Origin of the sequence: Bartonella sp. AD24XZML, from assembly GCF_042196485.1 — a bacterium.
GTDB lineage: Bacteria > Pseudomonadota > Alphaproteobacteria > Rhizobiales > Rhizobiaceae > Bartonella.
In genome coordinates this window covers 20,834-42,030 of the sequence record NZ_JBHIQH010000034.1, presented here as the reverse complement: position 1 = coordinate 42,030, position 21,197 = coordinate 20,834, and the positions used below count along the sequence as shown (strand labels likewise).

Sequence of the window (21,197 nt, the reverse complement as noted above, 5' to 3'; positions counted from 1 at the left end):
AGACGCTCTTCGTATATATTATCAGGATATTGTGTCTTTACGTACTCTTCGTATAATTTATCGTACTTATTTGGAGTAATGACTTGATTTTCAGAAAATACAGCAATAGGAACTCGCTTAAATTTAGTAATTTCCTTCAATACAGAAGGCCCAATATAGTATCCAAAAATAATATTATGGAACAAAATAAAACTATACGCATTAGGATAATCACTTTATTTCTAAAATACTGGATAAGGATATAGCTTATTAAGATCTGTGCTTAAGATTTTGTTAACTAAAAAGCCATAAGATACACGCTTTATTGTGTCTTTTTCAAAGTATTTGTGAAATTTTGTAGAGAGTTTGAATCTCCTTTACTTATGTGACTGTTTTTGTGTTATGTAATTTTTCATATACTCTGTTATTGTTGTTAATTTTTTAGCTGAATGACATGTTCAGGTAAAAACATATACCTCCATATATGTTGTTTTCATACTGTGCAGTTGGAAACTATTTATATTGTGGATAACGTTTTTCAACAATAAGTAATAGTCTAGAAAATAATATTGTACTGTTAACTATGCAAATAAATAAAAAACCTTAACGCTGATGTTATCATCATGCTATTTCTTTTAAATTCTAAATACTTAACTTTTATTTCATAGCAGATTCTATTTTATTGTAGCAATATGTATTATAAGGAATTACAGCTGTTGAAAATAACTCAAGAATTTAAAAATATAAATTATCATTATGAAGCAAACAAAAAGGTAAAATTTATTCGTAATAAGCTGGTTATAATAGGTGTTTTAGAAATACGATGCGGAGGATTACAAAATATAACGAAAGTTTCCATATAAAAGAAATAGGGATATAATAATGTCTAGATGGAGATCGCCAAGATAAGTATTACCACGTATAGGTGTATCTCATCTTGCTTCACCGAGGTTAGCGTTTACCGTACCAGCAAAAAACTTGAAGTATCTTGTAGAAATATTTTTTGTATTTCCTGATGCAGATACATATTTTTCCCTTAAAAAGAGAAGATCCTGTGTTTTGTAGAAAGAGTAAAAGTTATACGTTGCTTCATTTAAAGGGGCATTGTTGCTTCTTTTGCCCATTTTTTATCTTCTTCGTTCAAGTAAGGTGCATTCATCTGATAAACGCGCGCATGGTAATCATTGAGCCATTGCCGTTCTTCTTGTGTCAAAAGCTCTGGAAGGATTAACCGTCGATCAATGGGGCAAAGTGTGAGTGTTTCGAACGAGAGCATTTCTATATCTCCACCATCAATTTTTTGTGCTGGCTTTACAATCATCAAATTTTCAAGACGGATACCAAAAGCGCTTTCGCGGTAATAGCCTGGCTCGTTTGAAAGAATCATACCGGAGATGAGTTCTTGGCACCCTTTGCGAGAAATATTTTGCGGTCCTTCATGGACAGAAAGATAAGATCCAACTCCATGACCCGTGCCATGGGCATAATCAAAACCAGCTTTCCACAATGCAATGCGTGCAAGAGCATCAATGTCTTGTCCTCGTGTGCCTTTTGGAAATCTGATAGTTGAAAGCGCAATCATGCCTTTGAGGACAAGCGTAAAACAGCGTTTTTCTTCTTCTCCAATATTCCCAATTGCTACGGTGCGTGTGACATCAGTCGTGCCATCACGATATTGTCCACCTGAATCAACGAGGTAAAGTTCACCGGCTTTGAGTTGTTTATTTGTTTGCGTTGTTACACGATAATGAATAATGGCACCATTTTCTCCTGTTGCGGAGATTGTATCAAAAGAAAGATCTTCAAGTTTTTCTCCCATTTCTTTTGCTGTATTTATGCGAAATTCTTCTAATTTTTGAGCAGCAGAAATTTCACTTATTGACCCTGGTATTTGTTTATCTAACCAAGAAAAAAAACAGGTTAGGGCAACACCATCGCGTAGATGCGCTTTGCGTGCGCCATTGAGTTCTGTATCATTTTTAACGGCACGTGGTAGAGCAGCAGGATCGGTAAGTGTGATAAAAGAGCTATTTTTTTCTTCAATAACAGTTCGTAATTTTTCGCATGTTAGCTGTGGATCTAAGGCAAACACTGTCCCTTTTTGAACATACTCTTTGATCTTGGGAATAAGCTGTTCTGGTTCATATAATTTTGCATAACGTTCTAGATATTGTTTCTGTTCTACACCAAGTTTTTTGCTGTCAATGAATAAAGCTGGTGTTTCGTTAAGTGGAATGAGAGCAAAACAAAGGGAAAAAGGCGTGTTGGAAACATCATTGCCCCGTATATTGAATGTCCATGCAATGGAAGAGGGGTCTGTAAAAATAAAAGCATTTGCATGAGTTTGCTGTATATCTTTGTAAATCAAAGCGAGTTTTTCATCTGTATCGCACCCAGCATATTTGAGAGGGTGAATTGATAAGGCAGATTGTGGTAATTTTGGTTGATCATGCCAGAGCAGATCAATGGGATTATGTTGAACTTCTACAAGTTTTCCACCTGCTTTCATTTCTAATGCGTTTTTTAATGCATCGGTGGCAGCAATCGTGTGGAGCCATGGATCAAAGCCAATAGAAAGTTTTTGACCATTTTTTTCAAGCCATTCTGAGGGAGGACAAGTTATGAGATCTTCATAATTAAAAATATCAGGATCAGTTTGTTGGCGAACTTGGAGCTTATATCGCCCATCTGTAAATATGATGGCTTTGTTTTTTAAAATCAGTGCAATCCCAGCTGATCCAGTAAAGCCGGTTAACCAGCTAAGGCGTTGAGCATGAGGAGGGACATACTCTCCTTGGTGTTCATCGCACCGCGGAACAAGAAAACCATCGAGTCCAAGGTGATCGAGTTCTTTACGAAGGCAAGAAATGCGTTCTGCTGCATAAGCAGGATTTGTTGTCGCCTCAAAAGATTGATACATAACGACGTCCTTTTCTTTTATTTTATTTCAGGTGTATCGTAACCCATCCTTGCCGGTGGTATGTTTCGATATACTTCAGTCCTTGTTTTATATAAGTCTCCAAAACATGGGCATGTTGTTCTTCAAGAATTCCAGAGAGTATAAGTGATCCCCCTTTTTGAAGTGCCGTTACCACTTCTTGCGCAAGTTCAATAAGCGGATTAGCAAGGATATTGGCAACAATGAGATCAAAAGGGGCTCGTGATGCAATTGCATCATGGGCAAAACCTGTTGCTGTAATAGCTGTAACATATTCATTGACACCATTGAATTCGATATTGTGTTGTGCAACTTGAATAGCAATTGGGTCAATATCGGATGCAAGCACAGTAATTGGTTTAAGCATTGCTATGCCAATGGCTAGTACACCGCTCCCAGTACCAAGATCAAGGGCATTTTGGGGATTTTCGTGTTTCATGACTTTGGCAATCATTTCTAAACAACCGGCTGTTGTTCCATGATGTCCGGTGCCAAAAGCTTGATTAGCTTCAATTTCAATAGGGAGAACATTTGCTGGAATGGCGTTTCGGTTGTGACTTCCATGAAGGAAAAAAGGACCGGCTTGCACAGGTTTTAGTCCTTCTAGGCTTTTTTGTACCCAATCAATGTTGGGTAAAATTTCCATATTAATTTTATCAAAATCTATAGAAAGAATTTTGGCAAAACGTTTTAATGCATTCTCTTGATTGTCTTGATCGATATATAGAGAAAGCTCATATACAGCATTTTGTTCATCTATCTCTGTAAGAGCAAGAGGATAACCTTCTTCGTCAAAGGCTGTTTCTATAAGGGTATAGAACCGTTCTGCTTCATTTTTAGAAGCAGTATAATAGAGGCGAATTTGTTGCGACATGCTGTTCTTTCTTTTGATCGGCTTTTTTTAGTTTAAGATAAGTTTTTTTAACCGTTCAATGGCGATTTCATCTTTTAATTCGCTATCGCTTTCTTTCGTGTCATAACGGATAACGCCAGCTAATTTTCCACCTTTTTTGAGTAAAAAAATTGCTGCTGTATGGTTATATGTATAGTTTCCATCTGTTTCAGGGACTTTTTCAGCAACGATGTTGAAAGAATTGACCATTTTATGAACTTTATCAGGATCTCCACTAATGCCAACAATTTTATTGTTAAAATTACTGAGATAATCATGGAGTACTTTTGGTGTGTCACGTTCAGGATCAACAGTCACAAACCATATACCTAATTTATCAGCTTCAGGCCCAAGGGCTGTAAGCCATCGATCAAGATTCATCAGTGTGGTAGGGCAGCTTTCAGGACACATAGTGAAGCCGAAAAAAATTATTGAAGGCTTGCTTCGAACATCAGCCTCAGTAATATTTTTCCCATTAGAATCAGTGAGAGTAAAGTTATCACCTAAAGGTTTATTTGTCAGCGTATCATAACTAAAAACACCTGCAAGAAATATGATTGTCAGCCCCAAGATGCGTATTACATTTTTCATAGTTTGACTCTCTTAGATAGATCGAGAAATTGTAACATCGGCAGGTTTGTTTTGCAATGTTTGTTTCATGGTTGATTTTATTGGCTTGATTGGTATGTCTTTCCATATCTATTGATGAAACATTGGTGAAAGATGTATGAATATTGAGAAAGATCTTCGATTTCATGAAAGTGAGCCTCGTATCCATACGACAGCGCGGCTGCATGGTTGTAAATTAGGGCGCTATGTGGAAATTAATGAGCGGGTGATTTTACGGGATGTAACCGTTGGAGATTTTTCTTATTTAGAGCGTAATAGTGAGGCTATTTATAGCGATATTGGGCGTTTTTGTTCTATTGCATCTCATGTACGGATGAATGCGCTGGAGCATCCTATGGAGCGCGTTTCAACGCATAAAATAACCTATCGTCCAAACGAATATTTTCGTTATATGGCATTAGATAGTGGTTTTCGTGAAAGGCGTTGTGCAAAACGTGTTATTATTGGGCATGATGTGTGGATTGGACATGGTGCGGTTATTATGCCTGGGGTGACAATTGGTCATGGCGCTATCATTGGCGCGAACGCTGTTGTAACGAAAGATGTTTTGCCTTATATGATTGTCGTTGGGGTGCCTGCTAAACGGTTGCGGATGCGTTTTCCCAATAATGTGATAGAATGCCTTTTAGATATGGCTTGGTGGGATTGGCCGCTTGATAAAATTCACAACGCATTGTCTGATATGCAAAATTTGCCCATTGAAGCCTTTGTTCGTAAATGGAAATGACATTCAGAATAAAATAAAGTGGTTTCTTGAAAAAACTGATCGTGGTTTGCTTGTAATTAAGCTTTGTTTACAAAATTGTTTAGTACACGCTTTTCTCCGGCTTTTTCAAACATTATTGTCAATTTATGATCGTCTATTGCTGTAATATGACCATAACCAAATTTTATGTGAAAAATCCGATCATTGACAGAAAAATCTGATGGTGCATGAGAGATTGATTGAGAGATAACTTTCCCTTCAATATTCTTGTTTTTTTGTGCACGCTTTTGTCTTGCTGTTGCATAGTCACTATAAAAGGAATCGTGATGTTGAAAGGAAGATTTTCCATAACCACCATAGGATGTTTCCATTTCTACAACTTCTATATGTTCTGCTGGTAATTCATCTAGAAAACAGGAGGGAAGAGCAGGTTGCCAAAGTCCATGAATTCTTCGATTCGATACAAACCATATATGCAAATGTTTTTTTGCTCTTGTTAGACCTACGTAAGCAAGGCGCCGTTCTTCTTCTAATCCTGAACGTCCACCTTCATCTAATGAGCGTTGGTGGGGAAAGAGTCCTTCTTCCCAACCTGGAAGGAAAACAGTTTCAAATTCAAGTCCTTTGGCTGAATGAAGTGTCATGATGTTGACTGCATCCATATTTTCATTATTTTCCGTTTCCATAACGAGTGCAACATGTTCCAAAAAACTTTGAAGATTTTCAAATTGTTCCATGGAACGAATCATTTCTTTAAGATTTTCTAATCTTGTAGGAGCCTCTGGTGAACGATCTTCTAACCACATGGTTGTATAACCAGAATCATCAAGGACGATCTCGGCAAGTTCTCTATGAGGAGTGTCTTGAAGCATATTTTGCCAGCGGCGGAAGTTTTCAATAAGGCTTCGTAACGCACTGCGTGCCTTAGGCTTTAATTCATCTGTTTCAATGATGTCAGCGGCAGCAGAAAAGAGAGGAACAGCACGTGCACGTGCACTCTCATAAAGAATGCGCAGGGTTGCATCTCCTATGCCGCGTTTTGGTGTATTAATAACACGCTCAAAAGCTAAATCATCAGTAGGTTGGACAATAACGCGTAAATAAGCCATGGCATCACGTATTTCCATTCGCTCATAAAAACGAGGACCACCAATGACGCGATAATTAAGGCCAAGTGTTACAAAACGATCTTCAAATTCACGCATTTGAAATGATGCGCGTACCAATATAGCCATATGATTTAATGCATGACCGGTTTGTTGTGCGCGTTCGATTTCTTCTCCGATTGCTCGTGCTTCTTCTGCCGAATCCCATGCTGAATGAATTTTTACCTTTTCTTCCTCACTCTTTATTTGAGAAGAAAAAAGGACTTTTCCCAGTCTTTCTTCATTATGAGCAATGAGATGGGAGGCGGTTTTAAGAATATGAGATGTTGAGCGATAATTGCGTTCTAGACGAATAATTTTAGCAGAAGGAAAATCTTTTTCAAAACGTAATATATTTTCGACTTTTGCACCACGCCATCCATAAATGGATTGATCATCATCACCAACACAACAAAGATTAACATGTTGACCTTGAGGATGTTGGGATAAAAGGCGAAGCCAAAGATATTGTGCTGTATTTGTATCTTGATATTCATCGACAAGAATATAACGAAATTGAGAATGATATTCGCGAAGAATATCTGGATTATGTTGGAAGATAGAGATAGAATGAAGTAGAAGGTCACCAAAATCACAAGCATTAAGATCTTTTAATCGATTTTGATAACTGTGATAAAGTTCACGTCCCATGCCGTTGCCAAAGGAATGAGCATCACTTTTTGAGATATGTGTTGGTGAAAGTCCTTGATTTTTCCAAGAATCAATCATCATGGCAAGGTTTCGTGCGGGCCAACGCTTATCGTCTAATCCTTCAGCTTGAATAAGTTGTTTTAAAAGTCGAAGAACATCATCGCTATCGAGAATTGTAAAGTTTCTTTTTAAATCAACAAGCTCTGCGTGACGGCGTAAAATTTTAGCTCCAGTGGAATGAAAGGTTCCAAGCCAAGGCATACCTTCAACAACTTCTCCAATAAGTTCACCAATACGTATTTTCATTTCACGTGCTGCTTTGTTGGTGAAAGTGACAGCAAGTATTTGCTGAGGAGAGGCAAGTCTAGAGCGTAAAATGTGAGAAATACGGGTTGTTAAAACGCGCGTTTTTCCTGTACCAGCACCTGCAAGAACTAAAAGAGGTCCTTCAGTATTCATAACAGCTTGTTGCTGTTCTGGATTGAGTTGTTCTAAATAATCTGTGTTATATGATTTTTGTTCTTTTAGAGTATGGGAGAAAAAACCAGAGCTCTTCTTATCATGGTCTGGAGGGGAATCTTCTTCAAAGAAAGGTATGGTGTGATCAGAAAAATTACTCATTATCTCTCTTTTGTAGTCTTTTTTTTATTGAAGTTCTAGATTAAAAAAACTTCTCTTAAAAAGTCACAACAGTTTCAGTTGAACAGACAGAAAGAGAACGTAAAAAAATAAGCACAAACATTAAAGGCGTTGGGTGAGAACGCTTTGAAGGGCATAAACGCGTAACGAAGCCGAAAGATTTACTTGTTGTGGTCTTTTGCTATCAATATCGGTGATAATAAAGGCTAAAGATTGTCCTTTTTTGCGGGCTATATCTTTTAGAATATCTAAAAATGGTGGTTCTAAAGAGACGCTTGTTGCGTGTCCATCAACGCGAACAGATATCTTTCGTGGAATGACTTTTGACCAATCGATAGAATTATTTTCGTGCATTTTTCCACCTTTATTCGTCGTTTCGTAAACGATTTTGATCAAGAAATTTTTGCATTTTTAAAGATTTTTGCTGCTCAAAATTTTTTTCAGTTTTTGTTCGTCCAAAACGATAACGATTTTGCTCAGCACAAAGAGATTTTTCTGTACGTTTTTTTTGTTTTCGAAATTGGCGAAGATTAATCAATTCAGTCATGAGAAAAATTATTTTTTCCGAAAGGAATCTAAAGAGACAACATCAGCACTTTGACTTTGTTTTGCATCGTTATTTGAAGGTTCTTTATTTGTACTGAGATTTTGTTCTTTTGTAAGCGTATTTTCTTTTTTTTGTTTGTTTGATAAAGTAATGGGCGTAGTTGAGGTATTTTTTGAATTTTCACTTTCTCCAGAGGTCAAATTTGAGGGCAGATCAAATGCTGCTTCAAATGCTGCTACAGGATCGTAAAAGACCTGAATGGAAGTAAAAGGAATCACGAGCTTTTCGGTTATTTCCCTGAAAGAGAGAGTTACTTCGAAAGCTGTTTCTGAAACACTGAGATCTCTAAATTGATGTTGTAAGACGATTGTCATTTGCTCGGGATAGCGATTTTTTAGCCGAGGAGAAATTTTAACGCCTGGGGCATTTGTCAAAAAAGTTATAAAAAAATGATGATTTCCCGGAAGACCTGCTTTGGCAACTTCCGATAAAACTTTACGGATAACTCCACGAAGCGCATCCTGAACGAGAATATCGTAACGGATTTGATCTTTAACCATCGAAGTTTATTCCTTTTATTTCACGTAGCAGAATGGGGCGTATTGATATTGTGTGATAGAATATATTTTAAATTAGCAGATTTTTTCTACGATGCACCTCAATAAATCGAATAAATACGAAACTCTATGGTAAATAATGTCTGATAATGTCTGAAAGATCAATCAACAACATTTAAAAAAGTGAAGGCTTCTGTTGCCAGGTGCCTCCGAACCCCGCTTAAACCTGCGACGGTTTAAGGCTCAAATTGAAACATTCACACCACCTTAAGCGGCGAGACGTGCTTCCGCATAGTTGTCATTTGCAACTACTCATTTAGCCCGATAACGGTGGTACAATGCCGAGTAAAAGAGCGATCTTTACACCCTTGTCGATCCTATTTCGCCCCCACCAAAATATAACTTTGGTTTCTTATATTTTGGTGGAGGCGCCGGGTACCGCCCCCGGGTCCAATAGGTTTATTTCATCGTCCATTTATTACCATAGCTGGTAAACCAGCCCTCTAAATATAGATGAAGAACAGTCTTAGGAAAAGGGGGGGTTGTTAATATTTTTAATCCTCTAATTATTTATGGAGCTATATGGTGCGGCTGTAAAGTATAGTCCGCTCATTTTTGGAGAGGAGATGATGCAAAATGACAAATAATTTAGCAGATATTAAACTATATGATTCAAATCCCGATGAAGCAGCAGTAGAACGACTTAGCCGTCGTTTAGCTTTGGTGATGAAAAAGCAGGATGCAGCGCTTGTTGCTACGTCGGATCCAAAAGAGTTAGAACGTGTTGAAAAATGGGTTCAAGATGTTTTAGAAGCTGATGAGAAGAGTGCTAAAATGGCTGTTTCAAAAGTGGCTGAGATGATGTCTGGAGAGCGTAGAAAAAGTCGTATGACTTTTTATTATCTAGTTGCTAAGCAACTTAATGCACTTCATAAAATTTAAACAATATTAAATTTGTGATAATGATAAAAAAAGCCCAATTTCTTGGGCTTTTATCGTTGATAAAAAGGATTAATGTTTTTCATCCTCTTGGAGGTAGCCTCCTTTATGCATACTTGGGACAAAGAGAAGAGCAATGAATGCCATGATCATCACGACGGTTATATAAAAATAAAAGAGTGATTCATGACCGTACTTTTTTAATCCAAGCGCAACGTATTCAGCAGAACCACCAAATAAGGCGTTACCAATGGCATGAGAGATGCTAACGCCTAATGCGCGTATTGAAGAGGGAAACATTGCTGATTTTACGACACCAGAGATGGATGTATACATGCTCATAATGAAGAGCAAGCCAATAATGACGGAAAAGGCAATCCATATATTATGCGTATTACCGATTATCCAGAGTCCAGGAAATGTAAAGATGACAGAGAGTATACTCCAAATGATAAGTAAAGTTTTTGTTCCAATTTTATCGGCTATGATACCAGCTATGGGTTGGAATAGGATGAAAATAAATAGTACAGCTGTCATAATCGTTGTTGCGGTATGTTTATCAAAGCCGGTGGTTGTGATCAGATATTTTTGCATATAAGTCGTAAAGGTGTAAAATGTGAGTGATCCTCCTGATGCAAAGCATGCAATTACGACAACGGCTTTTGTATGCTTGGTGAGTAGTTCCTTAAGACTGCCAGAGTGTTTGTGAGAGCGGCTTTCTTTCGTGGTTGTTTCGTGGAGAGAACGGCGCAGATAAATCGCAATCACTGCCCCGAATCCACCAATTACAAAAGGAATGCGCCATCCCCATGCTTTTAACTGATCTTCAGAGAGATAAGATGCTAGAATAAATATAATGAAGCTGGCAAGAAGTTGACCTGTAATAAGGGTGGCAGATTGGAAAGAAGCAAAAAGCCCACGATGTTTTTTGAGGGCAACTTCGCTCATATAAGTGGCTGCTGTACCATATTCACCACCTGCTGAAAGTCCTTGCATCATCCGAGCTAAAAGTAAAAGGATTGCTGATGTTATTCCTAAGGTTTCATAGGTGGGAAGTATGGCGATGAAAAAAGAGCCACCACACATCATAAAAATGGATATAAGCATCGAGCGTTTACGTCCATAACGATCGGCGACAAACCCTAAAAACCAAGCTCCAATAGGGCGCATAAGAAAGCCAATAAAAAACACACCCGCGGTTTTTAACAGTGGCGTAATCGTATCACCATTGGAGGGAAAGAATTGTGATGCAAAATAAATTGATGCAAATGAGTAAACGTAAAAATCATACCATTCTACGAGATTTCCTGATGCGCTTGCTATAATAGCAAAAACACGTTTTCTTGCATCCTGTGATGCTGAAGTTGTTTCATTTTTCATGAATTGTTCCCCTTTTGGATTTATAGTTCATGTTTTCTAAACATAATTGTTTATGATTTCCAGAAAAATTCAATTGTATTATAACAATTTCTTAGGGAAACTCTTTAAGATGATCTATTAGAGTTATGTTGTCATTCGTTTTAAGATTTTTACTTGTGTTGTAGAATAAAAAGTTATCATATTGCATTTAAAGGGAGAAAACATTGAAAAGTAGATCAAGATACCTTTAAACTTTATGAGAAGAATGCAATTATTGGAATCATACCGGAAGATCATAGAAGAGATGGTCTTTATGAGCAGAAAGCCCCAAAACTGAAAATATTTCAAAAAGCTTAAGTAATGTAAAAGGGGATTTTGTGTCCTTACTTGTCTTATTGTATCATAACACATCATCATTTAGGAGGGTGATGTAAGCCTCAGATAAGGTTTTCCGTATGAGGTGTTTTTTAGATATCGTGATAAATATTTAGGGTAGGGCTGCCCATAGAATCTTATCAAGTAAATTACATAAAGAGAGCAGTAACTATAGATAATTTAAGAGAAACTGAGTTGTTTGTAAGACGAATGCGGGGTGGGCTTTTCGTTCTTTACTAGGGTGGAGAGGAGATCAAAAAAAGCCCAATTTCTTGGGCTTTTTTTATCCAGAAAATAAGTTTAATGAAGTCTATCGTCTTTATCGAGATATCCTCCTTTATCTATATCGGGCATAAGAAGAATGGAGATGAGTGCAATGACCATCATACCAACGATGTAAAAAAAGAAAACAGATTCGTATCCCATATTTTTTAATCCAAGCGCTACATATTCAGCAGAACCGCCAAAGAGTGCGTTGCCAATGGCAAAAGCAAATCCAACACCAATTGCTCGGATTGAAGCAGGGAACAATTCTGCTTTTATGATACCAGCAATGGACGTATAAAAACTCATAACACAGAGTATTCCAATAATAATTAAGAGTGCTGTCCATGGATTATGGGCATTACCGATCATTTTAAGTACAGGAATGGTGCAGATAATGGATAATGCTCCCCAACTAATGAGTGAAGCTCTTGCTCCAATTTTATCGGCTAGGGAACCAAAAAGGGGTTGGAGTAGCACAAAAATAAAGAGGGCGGCAGTCATTATTGTTGTTGCGGTTTGTTTATCAAAGCCCGTGGTTGTGATCAGATATTTTTGCATATAAGTGGTGTATGTATAAAATGTGAGTGATCCACCAGCTGTAAAGCCAACAACCAAAAAGAAAGCTTTTTTATGATTGCGAAAAAGTTCTCGAAGACTACCAGCATGTTTTTCAGAGCGGCTTTTGTGGGTTGTTGTTTCATGGAGCAAACTACGCAGATAAATTGCAACGATTGCTCCAAAGCCACCAATGACAAAAGGAATACGCCATCCCCACGCTTTTAACTGATCTTCAGTAAGGTAAAGGGCTAAAATAAATATTATAAAACTTGCGAGAAGTTGACCTGAGATCGTTGTTGCATATTGAAAAGAAGCAAAGAGCCCGCGACGATTTTTCGGTGCAACTTCGCTCATATAAGTTGCTGCTGTACCATATTCACCGCCAACGGAAAGTCCTTGAAACATACGGACTAAAAGGAGAAGAAATGCTGCTGTTATTCCCAAGGTTTTATAAGTGGGAAGTATGGCAATGAGAAAAGAGCCACCACACATCATAAAAACAGAAATAAGCATTGAGCGTTTACGTCCATAACGATCCGCAATGTATCCAAAGAGCCATGCCCCAATTGGACGCATAAGAAAGCCAATAAAAAAGATTCCTGCCGTTTTTAACAGTTGTGTAACAATATCTTCATCTTCAGGAAAAAATTGTGATGCAAAATAAACTGATGCAAAGGAGTAAGCATAAAAGTCGTACCATTCTACCAGATTTCCTGATGCGCTGGATATGATAGCAAAAATACGTTTCCTTGTATCATGTGGATCTAAAGTTGTTTGATTATTCATGAAGTACTCCCCTTTTAGATTTATAACTTTTCTTCTTTTTAAAGCTATTTACGATGTGCATTATAAAAACGCCATTGTATCATGATAATTTTTCAGGGAAACATAAAGATTTTTTCTAGAGCTATCAGTGGTGTTTTGGGCTTATGGTGTTGTTATATTGCGTAAATCATGAGCTTTTTACTATCCTTAAGGAAATATTATTTTTTGTTTGATTGTGAATTATTTGTATATGCAGAGTGTTTATGAAGATATGATACTCTTTAGTTTATATGCTTGATGTTGTTTCGTAAAATGATGTTATTGACTATTGCATGCGAGGTTGGTGTATCAGTTAAAATACTTTTTAGGAATGATCTTAAGTGTTAAGGGGGAGTACAATATTAAGAGTTCGTCAATAGTATAATGATAGCGGCTTGCACTTTTATTAATTGTAAAGAGAGTAGTGCCCATGTTTATACTTTACGGGGCTTTTACGTTATGTCATTCACGGGTGCCGTTGTGAAATGGAGTTGGGTGCATTGAGAAATGTTTCTCAAAAAAGTGTGTGAATTCATAATATAATGGTATTTTCTATTTTTCATGAAAGGATTTGTGTTGCATGAGGGGTACCATTAAAAACGTATTAAACAAAATCATGAGTGTAATCTTTATTATTGATAAAATTTCTTGAAAGCTAATCACTTTTCTTCGACTTTGAGTGGGAATAGGAATATTAAAATAAATCAAACGTTTTTTATCTTTAGTGAATTAAATTCAGCAAAAGAAGTATTTATTACATAATAATATGAAGCCATTTATTTTTATAAGCGGCGTGTGCAGGAGGGAATATTGCTTCTTTAGAGTGTTTGAAGGGATAAAAAATTGTGAGCTTTAAACTTCTATCGGAAAGAATATAAAAAAGCCCAGAATACTGGGCTTTTTTTGTTAAAATCCTTGTTTTTTAACATTAAAGGTTAATGAATATCGTCTCCTTGTAAATACCCTTTTTTGCGAGCATCTGGCATTAAGAGAACAGCGATGAATGCAATAATCATCATGCCGGTTATATAAAAATAGAAGACAGATTCATATCCAAGATCTTTTAATCCAAGCGCAACATATTCAGCAGAACCGCCAAACAGTGCGTTGGCAATAGCATAAGAGAGCCCAACTCCTATTGCTCGTACTGAAGCGGGAAACATTTCTGATTTTACAATGCCAGAGATAGATGTATAAAAGCTCATAATGCAGAGCATTCCAGTAATGACTGATAAAGCAATCCATGTACTATCAGTACTACCAATCATATTAAGTCCAGGAATGGTAAAGATAATAGATAAGACACTCCAAATAAGGAGTGAAGTTCTTGTTCCAATTTTATCTGCAAGAGCACCAAAGAGGGGTTGGAGTAACATGAAAACAAAGAGTGCAGCTGTCATGATTGTTGTGGCTGTATGTTTATCAAAGCCAGTGGTTGTGATCAGATATTTCTGCATGTAAGTCGTATAGGTGTAGAATGTGAGCGATCCTCCAGCTGTAAAGCCAATAACCAGAAAGAAAGCTTTTCGGTGGTTGCTCAGAAGTCCCCTAATACTACCAGCTTGTGCACTAGAACGACTTTCTTTGGTCGTTGTCTCATGGAGTGTGCGGCGTAGATAAATCGCAACAATTGCGCCACATCCACCAATGGCAAATGGAATACGCCAGCCCCACGCTTTTAGCTGATCTTCGGTGAGATAAAGCGCTAAAATGAATATAACGAGACTGGCTAGAAGTTGACCACCAATCAGTGTGGTATATTGGAAAGAGCTAAAAAATCCTCGGCGATTTTTGAGGGCGATTTCGCTCATATAAGTTGCTGTTGTACCATATTCACCACCGACAGAAAGCCCCTGAAGCATTCTGAGTAAAAGTAAAAGAATTCCTGCTGCCACTCCAATGGTTTCATAGGTAGGAAGTAGGGCGATTAAGAACGAACCACCACACATCATAAAAACAGAGATAAGCATTGAGCGTTTGCGTCCATAACGATCGGCAATGAAGCCAAAAAGCCATCCGCCGATTGGGCGCATAAGAAAACCAATAGCAAAAACACCCGCCGCTTTTAAAAGTTGCGTAACGTCATTGCCATCTGAGGGAAAGAATTGTGATGCAAAATAAATAGATGTAAAGGAATAAACATAAAAGTCATACCATTCTACTAGATTACCTGATGCACTGGACACGATAGCCCAGATACGTTTTCTTGTATCATGTGGTTTTAAAGCTTCTTGTTTTTCCATAGTCGATCCCTTTATTTCATGTTCATCCATCTTTGTTCATTTATGTCATTTTTTTAGAAGCTGTCTATAGTATTTTATCTTTTGCATCAAAAATTTAGTCAGATCATGATAATTTCTTGTGTAAGATGTTTTTGGAAAAAGATTTGAATTATCTTTGTACGGATTTTACAGTTTTTATTTTCTATAATGAGAAGAATCGGACATAATAGCCCTATGAAATCATATCTTGCTCTTTTATCTCATGTTTTAAATCAGGGTATTGATCGGACAGATCGAACGGGTGTTGGAACGCGATCTATTTTTGGGTATCAGATGCGCTTTGATTTACAAGCAGGATTTCCGTTGTTGACAACAAAGAAACTACACTTACGTTCAATTATTTATGAACTTTTGTGGTTTCTTAAAGGCGATACAAATATCGCTTGGTTGAAAGAGCACGGTGTGTCAATTTGGGACGAGTGGGCTGATGAAAAGGGAAATCTTGGTCCTGTTTATGGTTATCAGTGGCGTTCTTGGCCTGCTCCTGATGGACGCCATATTGATCAAATTAACAATCTTTTAACGATGATTAAGGAAACGCCAGATTCTCGTCGCTTGATTGTGTCAGCTTGGAATCCTGCATTAATAGAGGAAATGGCGTTGCCTCCGTGTCATTGTCTTTTTCAATTTTACATTGCGGAGGGGAAATTATCTTGTCAACTTTATCAGCGTTCGGCGGATATTTTCTTAGGTGTTCCATTCAATATTGCATCCTACGCATTGCTAACGATGATGATTGCGCAAGTAAGCGGTCTTAAAATAGGCGATTTTATTCATACTCTGGGAGATGCTCATCTTTATTCTAATCATTTTGAACAGGCAAAATATCAATTGTCTCGTATACCAAATGCTTTGCCATGTATGCGCATAAATCCAGCGGTAACAGATCTTTTTTCTTTTCAATTTGAGGATTTTGAGTTGCTTAATTATGAAGCACAACCCCATATTAAAGCGCCGGTAGCAATATGACGATTTCCATTTGTTTAATTGCTGCTGTTGCAGAAAATGGTGTTATCGGTCGTGAAGGTGCAATGCCGTGGCATTTATCGACGGATTTGCAACGCTTTAAAGCTTTGACGTTGCGTAAGCCCATTATTATGGGAAGAAAAACTTGGGATTCTATTGGGAGACCTTTACCAGAGCGTACAAATATCGTCATTACGCGTGATTGTACCTTTTGTGCTGAAGGGGCTGTTGTTGCTCACTCTTTATCGCGAGCTTGTTCTCTTGCAACAAATGTTGCTTCTCAAAATGATGTAGAGGAAATTTTTATTATTGGTGGGGGTGAAATTTTTCAACAAGGGTTGCATATGGCTGATAAAATATTCCTTACAGAAGTTTTAGCTTCTATAGAAGGTGATAGTTTTTTTCCTGTTTTTGATAAAGAAAAGTGGACTATTGTGCAAACACAAGATATTCCAAAAGGGGATAAAGATAGTCATCCGACACGTTTTGTTGTTTATGAGCGGAAATAATTTTTTGTAATATGAAGTGGAAGGGTTTATCAGTTGTATTGTAATGAGGTAAGAGACACCCTATAAGATCAAGCAAATGGTTGGTGTTCGAGTAGTGGTAATCAGTTAAAGAGGTGATAATGCCCTGGACAAATCAAAATGGTGGTGGCCCGTGGAGTGGCGATAAAAACAGTGGTGACAAAAAAACACCAGCTAAGAATCTCTTTGGTTCTGGTGGCGGTAATGGTGGCGAAAATGGTCCTAATCTTAATGAAATTTTGCGCAAAGGGCAGGATCAGTTTAAACAATTCGGGAGAAGTAGTCTTTCTGTTTTATTCTTTCTGCTTATTGTGTTTTTTTGGCTATACCAGTCAATTTATATTGTTCAGCAAAATGAACAAGCGGTAGAGTTGCGCTTTGGCATCCCTAAAGAAGGCATTATTGGTGATGGGTTGCATTTTCATTTTTGGCCAATTGAGACCTATATGAAAGTACCTTTAACGGAAAAAACAATCGCGATTGGTGGGAAGCCCGGTCAGGCGCAACAAAGTGATGGTTTAATGCTTTCGAGTGATCAAAATATCGTTAATGTTAATTTTTCCGTTTATTATCGGATTTCATACCCTAGTCAGTTTTTATTCAATGTGAATGATCAAGAGGGAACTGTCCGCCAAGTTGCTGAGAGTGCAATGCGTGAGGTCATTGGTTCGCGGCCGGTTGATGATGTTTTACGTGACAAGAAAGAAGAAGTTGCTAATGACGTTAGAAAGATTATCCAGTTGACTGTGGATAAATATCAACTTGGTGTCGAAATAAGCCGTGTTTCTATCAGTGAAGCTGCTCCTCCGACAAAGGTTGCTGCTGCGTTTAATTCTGTTCAGCAGGCGGAGCAGGAACGTGGAAGAATGATTGAAGAGGGGAATCGTGTGCGTTTTACGAAAATTGGTTTAGCAAATGGTGAAGCTTCACGCACACGGGAAATCGCAAAAGGTGAAAAGGCACAAATGGTTGAAGAGGCAACAGGGCGTGCTGAACGTTTTCAGGCGATAGCTCGAGAGGCTGCGATTTCACCAGAAGCTGCTCGCTACCGTCTCTATATGGAGACGATGGGGCGGATTCTTTCTTCACCAAATAAGCTGGTTCTTGATCAGGAAAATTCTCCAGCGATGCCTTATTTGCCTTTGAACGAATTGTTGCGTAGCAAGTCATCGGAAAAAGTAAAGGCAACATCAGCGCGTCCTGCGTTACTCTTAGATTCTCGTATTTCTGGAGGAGATTAATTATGCAGCAATCTCGCTTTTTGTTTGTTTTTAGTGCTATAGTATTTGTTTTGATGATTTTGTGGATGTCCGTTTTTATCGTCTATCCTCGTCAACAGGTAGCAATTAAGCGTTTTGGACAAATTGTTCAGGTAGAATCTAATCCTGGAATCTATTTCAAGGCGCCCTTTATCGATAAGATGATCATTGTTGATAATCGGTTATTGCGTTACGATGTTCCTACACAATCTGTACAGGTTCGTGGTGGTGCGTATTATGAGGTGGATGCGTTTTTTATTTACCGTATTACAGATCCTAAGTTGTTTTTACAGCGCATTGCTTCTGGGCGTCCACAAATTGCGGCACGTGAAAACCTTGCACCACGGTTTATTGACGCTTTGCGTGCTGTTTATGGTAAGCGAGAATTTAAAGCAGCCTTATCGGATGAACGAGGCGCGATGATGGCTGAAGTACAGAAGCAGTTTTCTGTAGATGCAGGCTCGTTGGGTATTACCATTGTTGATGTGCGTATTCGTAAAACCGATTTGACAGATGCTGTTTCAGAAGATGTTTATCGGCAAATGGCAGCTGAACGTGAAGCTGCTGCGGAAAATATCCGGGCTCGTGGTCAGCAGGAGCGAGATCGTATTGTGGCAGAAGCTAATCGTGAATATGAAGAAATTGTAGCAGCTGCAAAGCGTGATGCTGAAATTACCCGTGGTGAAGGTCAAGCTGAAAGTATTCGTCTTTTATTGAATGCGAGGGAGGCTAATCCGTCTTTTTACGATTTTTGGTTGGCGATGGAACAATACAAGAATTTAGAAAAAACACCGATGGTGATTTCTCCAAATGAGGATTTCTTTTTCTATTTTCGTAATCCGCTGCAGGCAAATAAAGCATTCTTACCGACAATGAATACTGGCCTCAGTAAAACTGATCCAAAATCGGGAGAGAATAGATAAAATAATGGATTGCAGATACGAGATTTTGCATGAAAAGAATGATCTGTGACCATTTTTTTATGGTAAAAGTGCTAGAGAGTATCGAGCCGTGCTGGTTTTACGTAGATAAATTTAGTGGGGCTCTTTGCATCTTTGATTAAAGGCATGTCATGGATAGAAGTGTCGTGAGTAAAAATACGTTTTTAAAGTTTTTTATCACAAGAGTTGTTTTTTGTGTGACTTTGTTTCTATCAGGATCAGAGAGTTTGTCTTGGGGAGCCGAGACAAGCAAGGCATTGCTTTCTATTCCTGATTTAGCTTCTGAGCTTTTGGAAACAGTTGTGAATATTTCTACGGCGCAGACTGTTGAAGGAACAGAACAGGATGCAAACACCTCGGTACCCGTTATCCCAAAAGATTCATTGCTGGAGGAATATTTTAGTGATTTTTTTACACCCAAGGATGGTCAAAAAGATAGTCAATTTCAAAAGGTGCGTTCTTTAGGGTCTGGTTTTGTGATTGATGCGCAAAAAGGGATTATTGTTACAAATTATCATGTTATTGTAGATGCTGATGATATTGAAGTTAATTTTACGGATGGTACAAAACTAAAGGCAATGCTTCTTGGAAAGGATAGCAAAACTGATTTGGCGTTGCTTCAAGTCGATGCAGGAAGTAAAAAATTAAAAGCTGTGCGTTTTGGTGACTCAGAAAAAGCACGTATTGGTGACTGGGTTATGGCTATTGGTAATCCTTATGGTTTTGGTGGAAGTGTGACGGTTGGTATTATTTCTGCACGTAACCGTGATCTTAATGCTGGTCCCTATGATAATTTTATTCAAACAGATGCAGCAATTAATCGGGGCAATTCTGGTGGTCCGTTATTTGATAGAAATGGTGAAGTCATTGGCATTAATACAGCAATTGTTTCACCTTCGGGAGGATCTATCGGTATTGGATTTGCTATTCCATCGGATATGGCTCTTTCTGTTATTAATCAATTGCGTGATTTTGGAGAAATAAGGCGTGGTTGGTTGGCTATTCGTATTCAGCCGGTAACAGAGGATATTGCAAAAAGTTTAAAATTGGACAATGCTGTGGGAGCATTGGTGGCTGGTAAAATAGAACAAATGGAAGAAAATAATGTAGATAATAGCCAGTTACAAACTGGAGATGTTATTCTTTCCTTTGGTAATTCCAAAATTAAGCATGCACGTGATTTGCCGCGTTTAGTTGCAGAAAGTTCAGAAGGAAAAGTGGTGGACGTTACTATTTTACGCAATGGGCAAGAAGAAACAGTAAAAGTTAAGCTTGGACGTTTGATTGAAACAGATCCAAATGAAGATACAGAAGAAGTTACTGATAAAAAAAATCAAGATCTGTCGAAAAACGTGACAATGCAATTTATGGGAATGACGTTATCTGAACTGACAGAGGATTTGCGTCATCGTTATTCAATTTCAGATAAACTTCGAGGATTAGTGGTGACAGCTGTTGCACAAAATAGTGCAGCGGATAAAAAGCGTATTCGCGTTGGTGAAGTGATTGTTGATATCAATCAGAGTTCTATCACAACAATTGATGAGGCTAAAAAACGTATTCATAAATTACGTGAAGCTGGACGCAAAAATGCTCTATTTATTGTAGCGCGTCCAGATGGAGAGTTACGGTTCGTAACGCTCCTAATGGATTGATCCTTAAAAATTATTTTTTTGTTTTTTATCAGCCTTAGTAATGGGATATTTTGCAAGTCAGGCATGTGATGTCCAATGTTTCTCAAGCTCATTTCACGATAGAGAGCATGGGGTGTGCAATATAAAATCCATTGGGCAGCTCTGTTTCTACGTTAAATAAAAGTAAAAGTTAGTACCATCATAGATTTGCTAGTTTCCAATCTTGCAACAGCCTAGACTTTGAAATGCTGCATAAGAGATCTATGTTTTGTGTTTAAGTCAATTATTATTATAAATAATGTTTTATTTAGTGAGACTTTTAGTCCTTTGTGATTGTACTTTATGTGCTATGGAGAACGTTTTTTTTCACTTCAGTTTGAAAAAACTATCTTAGAGAAAAATCATATTAGACTAAATTAGTTATATATATATTTACACTTTTCTTGGTGATGGATGAAGAAATAGTTATAAAAAAGAGAGCCTGAAGAAGACAATTTCTGAATCTCCTATTATAAATCAGATTAGTATACTGTTTTTATAGGAAAAAATAAAGCTGTTTGATTGTATAGGTTAAGTTCAGTATTATTTTCATAAATGATGAC

General features: G+C 37.7%; 17 protein-coding genes and 1 other RNA gene. 7 read left to right on the top strand and 11 right to left on the bottom strand.

Annotated features, from left to right (window positions below; all coding sequences use genetic code 11):
* Positions 1-1,072: 1,072 nt before the first annotated feature.
* Genes ACFIMX_RS03065 through ACFIMX_RS03055 form a run of 3 tightly spaced genes read right to left on the bottom strand, consistent with a single transcriptional unit; the run spans position 1,073 to position 4,400 of the window.
* A complete protein-coding gene (locus ACFIMX_RS03065) occupies positions 1,073-2,899 on the bottom strand; it encodes an aminopeptidase P family protein (RefSeq protein WP_375640446.1) in 1,827 nt (608 codons plus the stop codon).
* Positions 2,900-2,921: 22 nt separating this feature from the next.
* Positions 2,922-3,791 carry a 50S ribosomal protein L11 methyltransferase gene (locus ACFIMX_RS03060; protein WP_375640448.1) on the bottom strand — a complete coding sequence of 290 codons (870 nt, stop codon included), beginning with the start codon at positions 3,789-3,791 and terminating at the stop codon, positions 2,922-2,924.
* Positions 3,792-3,818: 27 nt separating this feature from the next.
* Positions 3,819-4,400, bottom strand: a complete 582-nt coding sequence (locus ACFIMX_RS03055; RefSeq protein WP_375618235.1) for an SCO family protein — start codon at positions 4,398-4,400, stop codon at positions 3,819-3,821.
* Positions 4,401-4,536: 136 nt separating this feature from the next.
* On the opposite strand from ACFIMX_RS03055, the gene ACFIMX_RS03050 reads away from it, so the two are divergent.
* The gene (locus tag ACFIMX_RS03050) at positions 4,537-5,166 is read left to right on the top strand and encodes a DapH/DapD/GlmU-related protein (RefSeq protein WP_375640449.1); all 630 of its coding nucleotides are present in this window, start codon (positions 4,537-4,539) and stop codon (positions 5,164-5,166) included.
* Positions 5,167-5,222: 56 nt separating this feature from the next.
* Here ACFIMX_RS03050 and ACFIMX_RS03045 read toward each other — a convergent pair whose 3' ends face one another.
* From ACFIMX_RS03045 to ssrA, 5 genes are all read right to left on the bottom strand, one after another.
* Positions 5,223-7,562, bottom strand: a complete 2,340-nt coding sequence (locus tag ACFIMX_RS03045; RefSeq protein WP_375694022.1) for an ATP-dependent helicase — start codon at positions 7,560-7,562, stop codon at positions 5,223-5,225.
* 120 nt (positions 7,563-7,682) lie between these two features.
* Positions 7,683-7,934, bottom strand: coding sequence for a ribbon-helix-helix domain-containing protein (locus tag ACFIMX_RS03040; RefSeq protein WP_273788067.1), 252 nt, complete (start codon positions 7,932-7,934; stop codon positions 7,683-7,685).
* A 10-nt stretch (positions 7,935-7,944) separates the two neighbouring features.
* Positions 7,945-8,127: a DUF4169 family protein gene (locus ACFIMX_RS03035; RefSeq protein ID WP_375612011.1), complete on the bottom strand. Its 183-nt coding sequence runs from the start codon at positions 8,125-8,127 to the stop codon at positions 7,945-7,947.
* Positions 8,128-8,135: 8 nt separating this feature from the next.
* Positions 8,136-8,687 carry an SspB family protein gene (locus tag ACFIMX_RS03030; RefSeq protein WP_375618237.1) on the bottom strand — a complete coding sequence of 184 codons (552 nt, stop codon included), beginning with the start codon at positions 8,685-8,687 and terminating at the stop codon, positions 8,136-8,138.
* Positions 8,688-8,866: 179 nt separating this feature from the next.
* Positions 8,867-9,223, bottom strand: a transfer-messenger RNA (tmRNA) gene (gene ssrA, locus ACFIMX_RS03025).
* 97 nt (positions 9,224-9,320) lie between these two features.
* On the opposite strand from ssrA, the gene ACFIMX_RS03020 reads away from it, so the two are divergent.
* On the top strand, positions 9,321-9,626 hold the full coding sequence (locus tag ACFIMX_RS03020) for a DUF2853 family protein (protein WP_375618238.1): 306 nt from the start codon (positions 9,321-9,323) through the stop codon (positions 9,624-9,626).
* A gap of 69 nt (positions 9,627-9,695) precedes the next feature.
* On the opposite strand, the gene ACFIMX_RS03015 is transcribed toward ACFIMX_RS03020, so the two are convergent.
* The 3 genes from ACFIMX_RS03015 to ACFIMX_RS03005 form a co-directional block, all read right to left on the bottom strand.
* Entirely contained in the window at positions 9,696-11,003 is a 1,308-nt protein-coding gene (locus ACFIMX_RS03015; protein WP_375618239.1) for an MFS transporter, read from the bottom strand.
* A 654-nt stretch (positions 11,004-11,657) separates the two neighbouring features.
* The gene (locus tag ACFIMX_RS03010) at positions 11,658-12,968 is read right to left on the bottom strand and encodes an MFS family transporter (RefSeq protein WP_375618240.1); all 1,311 of its coding nucleotides are present in this window, start codon (positions 12,966-12,968) and stop codon (positions 11,658-11,660) included.
* Positions 12,969-13,921: 953 nt separating this feature from the next.
* On the bottom strand, positions 13,922-15,229 hold the full coding sequence (locus tag ACFIMX_RS03005; protein ID WP_375618241.1) for an MFS family transporter: 1,308 nt from the start codon (positions 15,227-15,229) through the stop codon (positions 13,922-13,924).
* A 213-nt stretch (positions 15,230-15,442) separates the two neighbouring features.
* Here ACFIMX_RS03005 and ACFIMX_RS03000 point away from each other — a divergent pair, with 213 nt between their 5' ends.
* The 5 genes from ACFIMX_RS03000 (at position 15,443) to ACFIMX_RS02980 (ending at position 20,616) form a co-directional block, all read left to right on the top strand.
* Positions 15,443-16,237: a thymidylate synthase gene (locus tag ACFIMX_RS03000; RefSeq protein ID WP_375618242.1), complete on the top strand. Its 795-nt coding sequence runs from the start codon at positions 15,443-15,445 to the stop codon at positions 16,235-16,237.
* A complete protein-coding gene (locus tag ACFIMX_RS02995; RefSeq protein WP_375618243.1) occupies positions 16,234-16,743 on the top strand; it encodes a dihydrofolate reductase in 510 nt (169 codons plus the stop codon). Before ACFIMX_RS03000 ends, ACFIMX_RS02995 begins: the two co-directional genes overlap by 4 nt.
* Positions 16,744-16,862: 119 nt before the next feature.
* Complete coding sequence (gene hflK / locus ACFIMX_RS02990) at positions 16,863-18,002, top strand: FtsH protease activity modulator HflK (protein ID WP_375640452.1); 1,140 nt, start codon at positions 16,863-16,865, stop codon at positions 18,000-18,002.
* A gap of 2 nt (positions 18,003-18,004) precedes the next feature.
* Positions 18,005-18,943: a protease modulator HflC gene (gene hflC, locus ACFIMX_RS02985; protein ID WP_375618245.1), complete on the top strand. Its 939-nt coding sequence runs from the start codon at positions 18,005-18,007 to the stop codon at positions 18,941-18,943.
* A gap of 149 nt (positions 18,944-19,092) precedes the next feature.
* Positions 19,093-20,616 carry a Do family serine endopeptidase gene (locus ACFIMX_RS02980; RefSeq protein ID WP_375694021.1) on the top strand — a complete coding sequence of 508 codons (1,524 nt, stop codon included), beginning with the start codon at positions 19,093-19,095 and terminating at the stop codon, positions 20,614-20,616.
* The last annotated feature ends 581 nt before the right edge of the window (positions 20,617-21,197 follow it).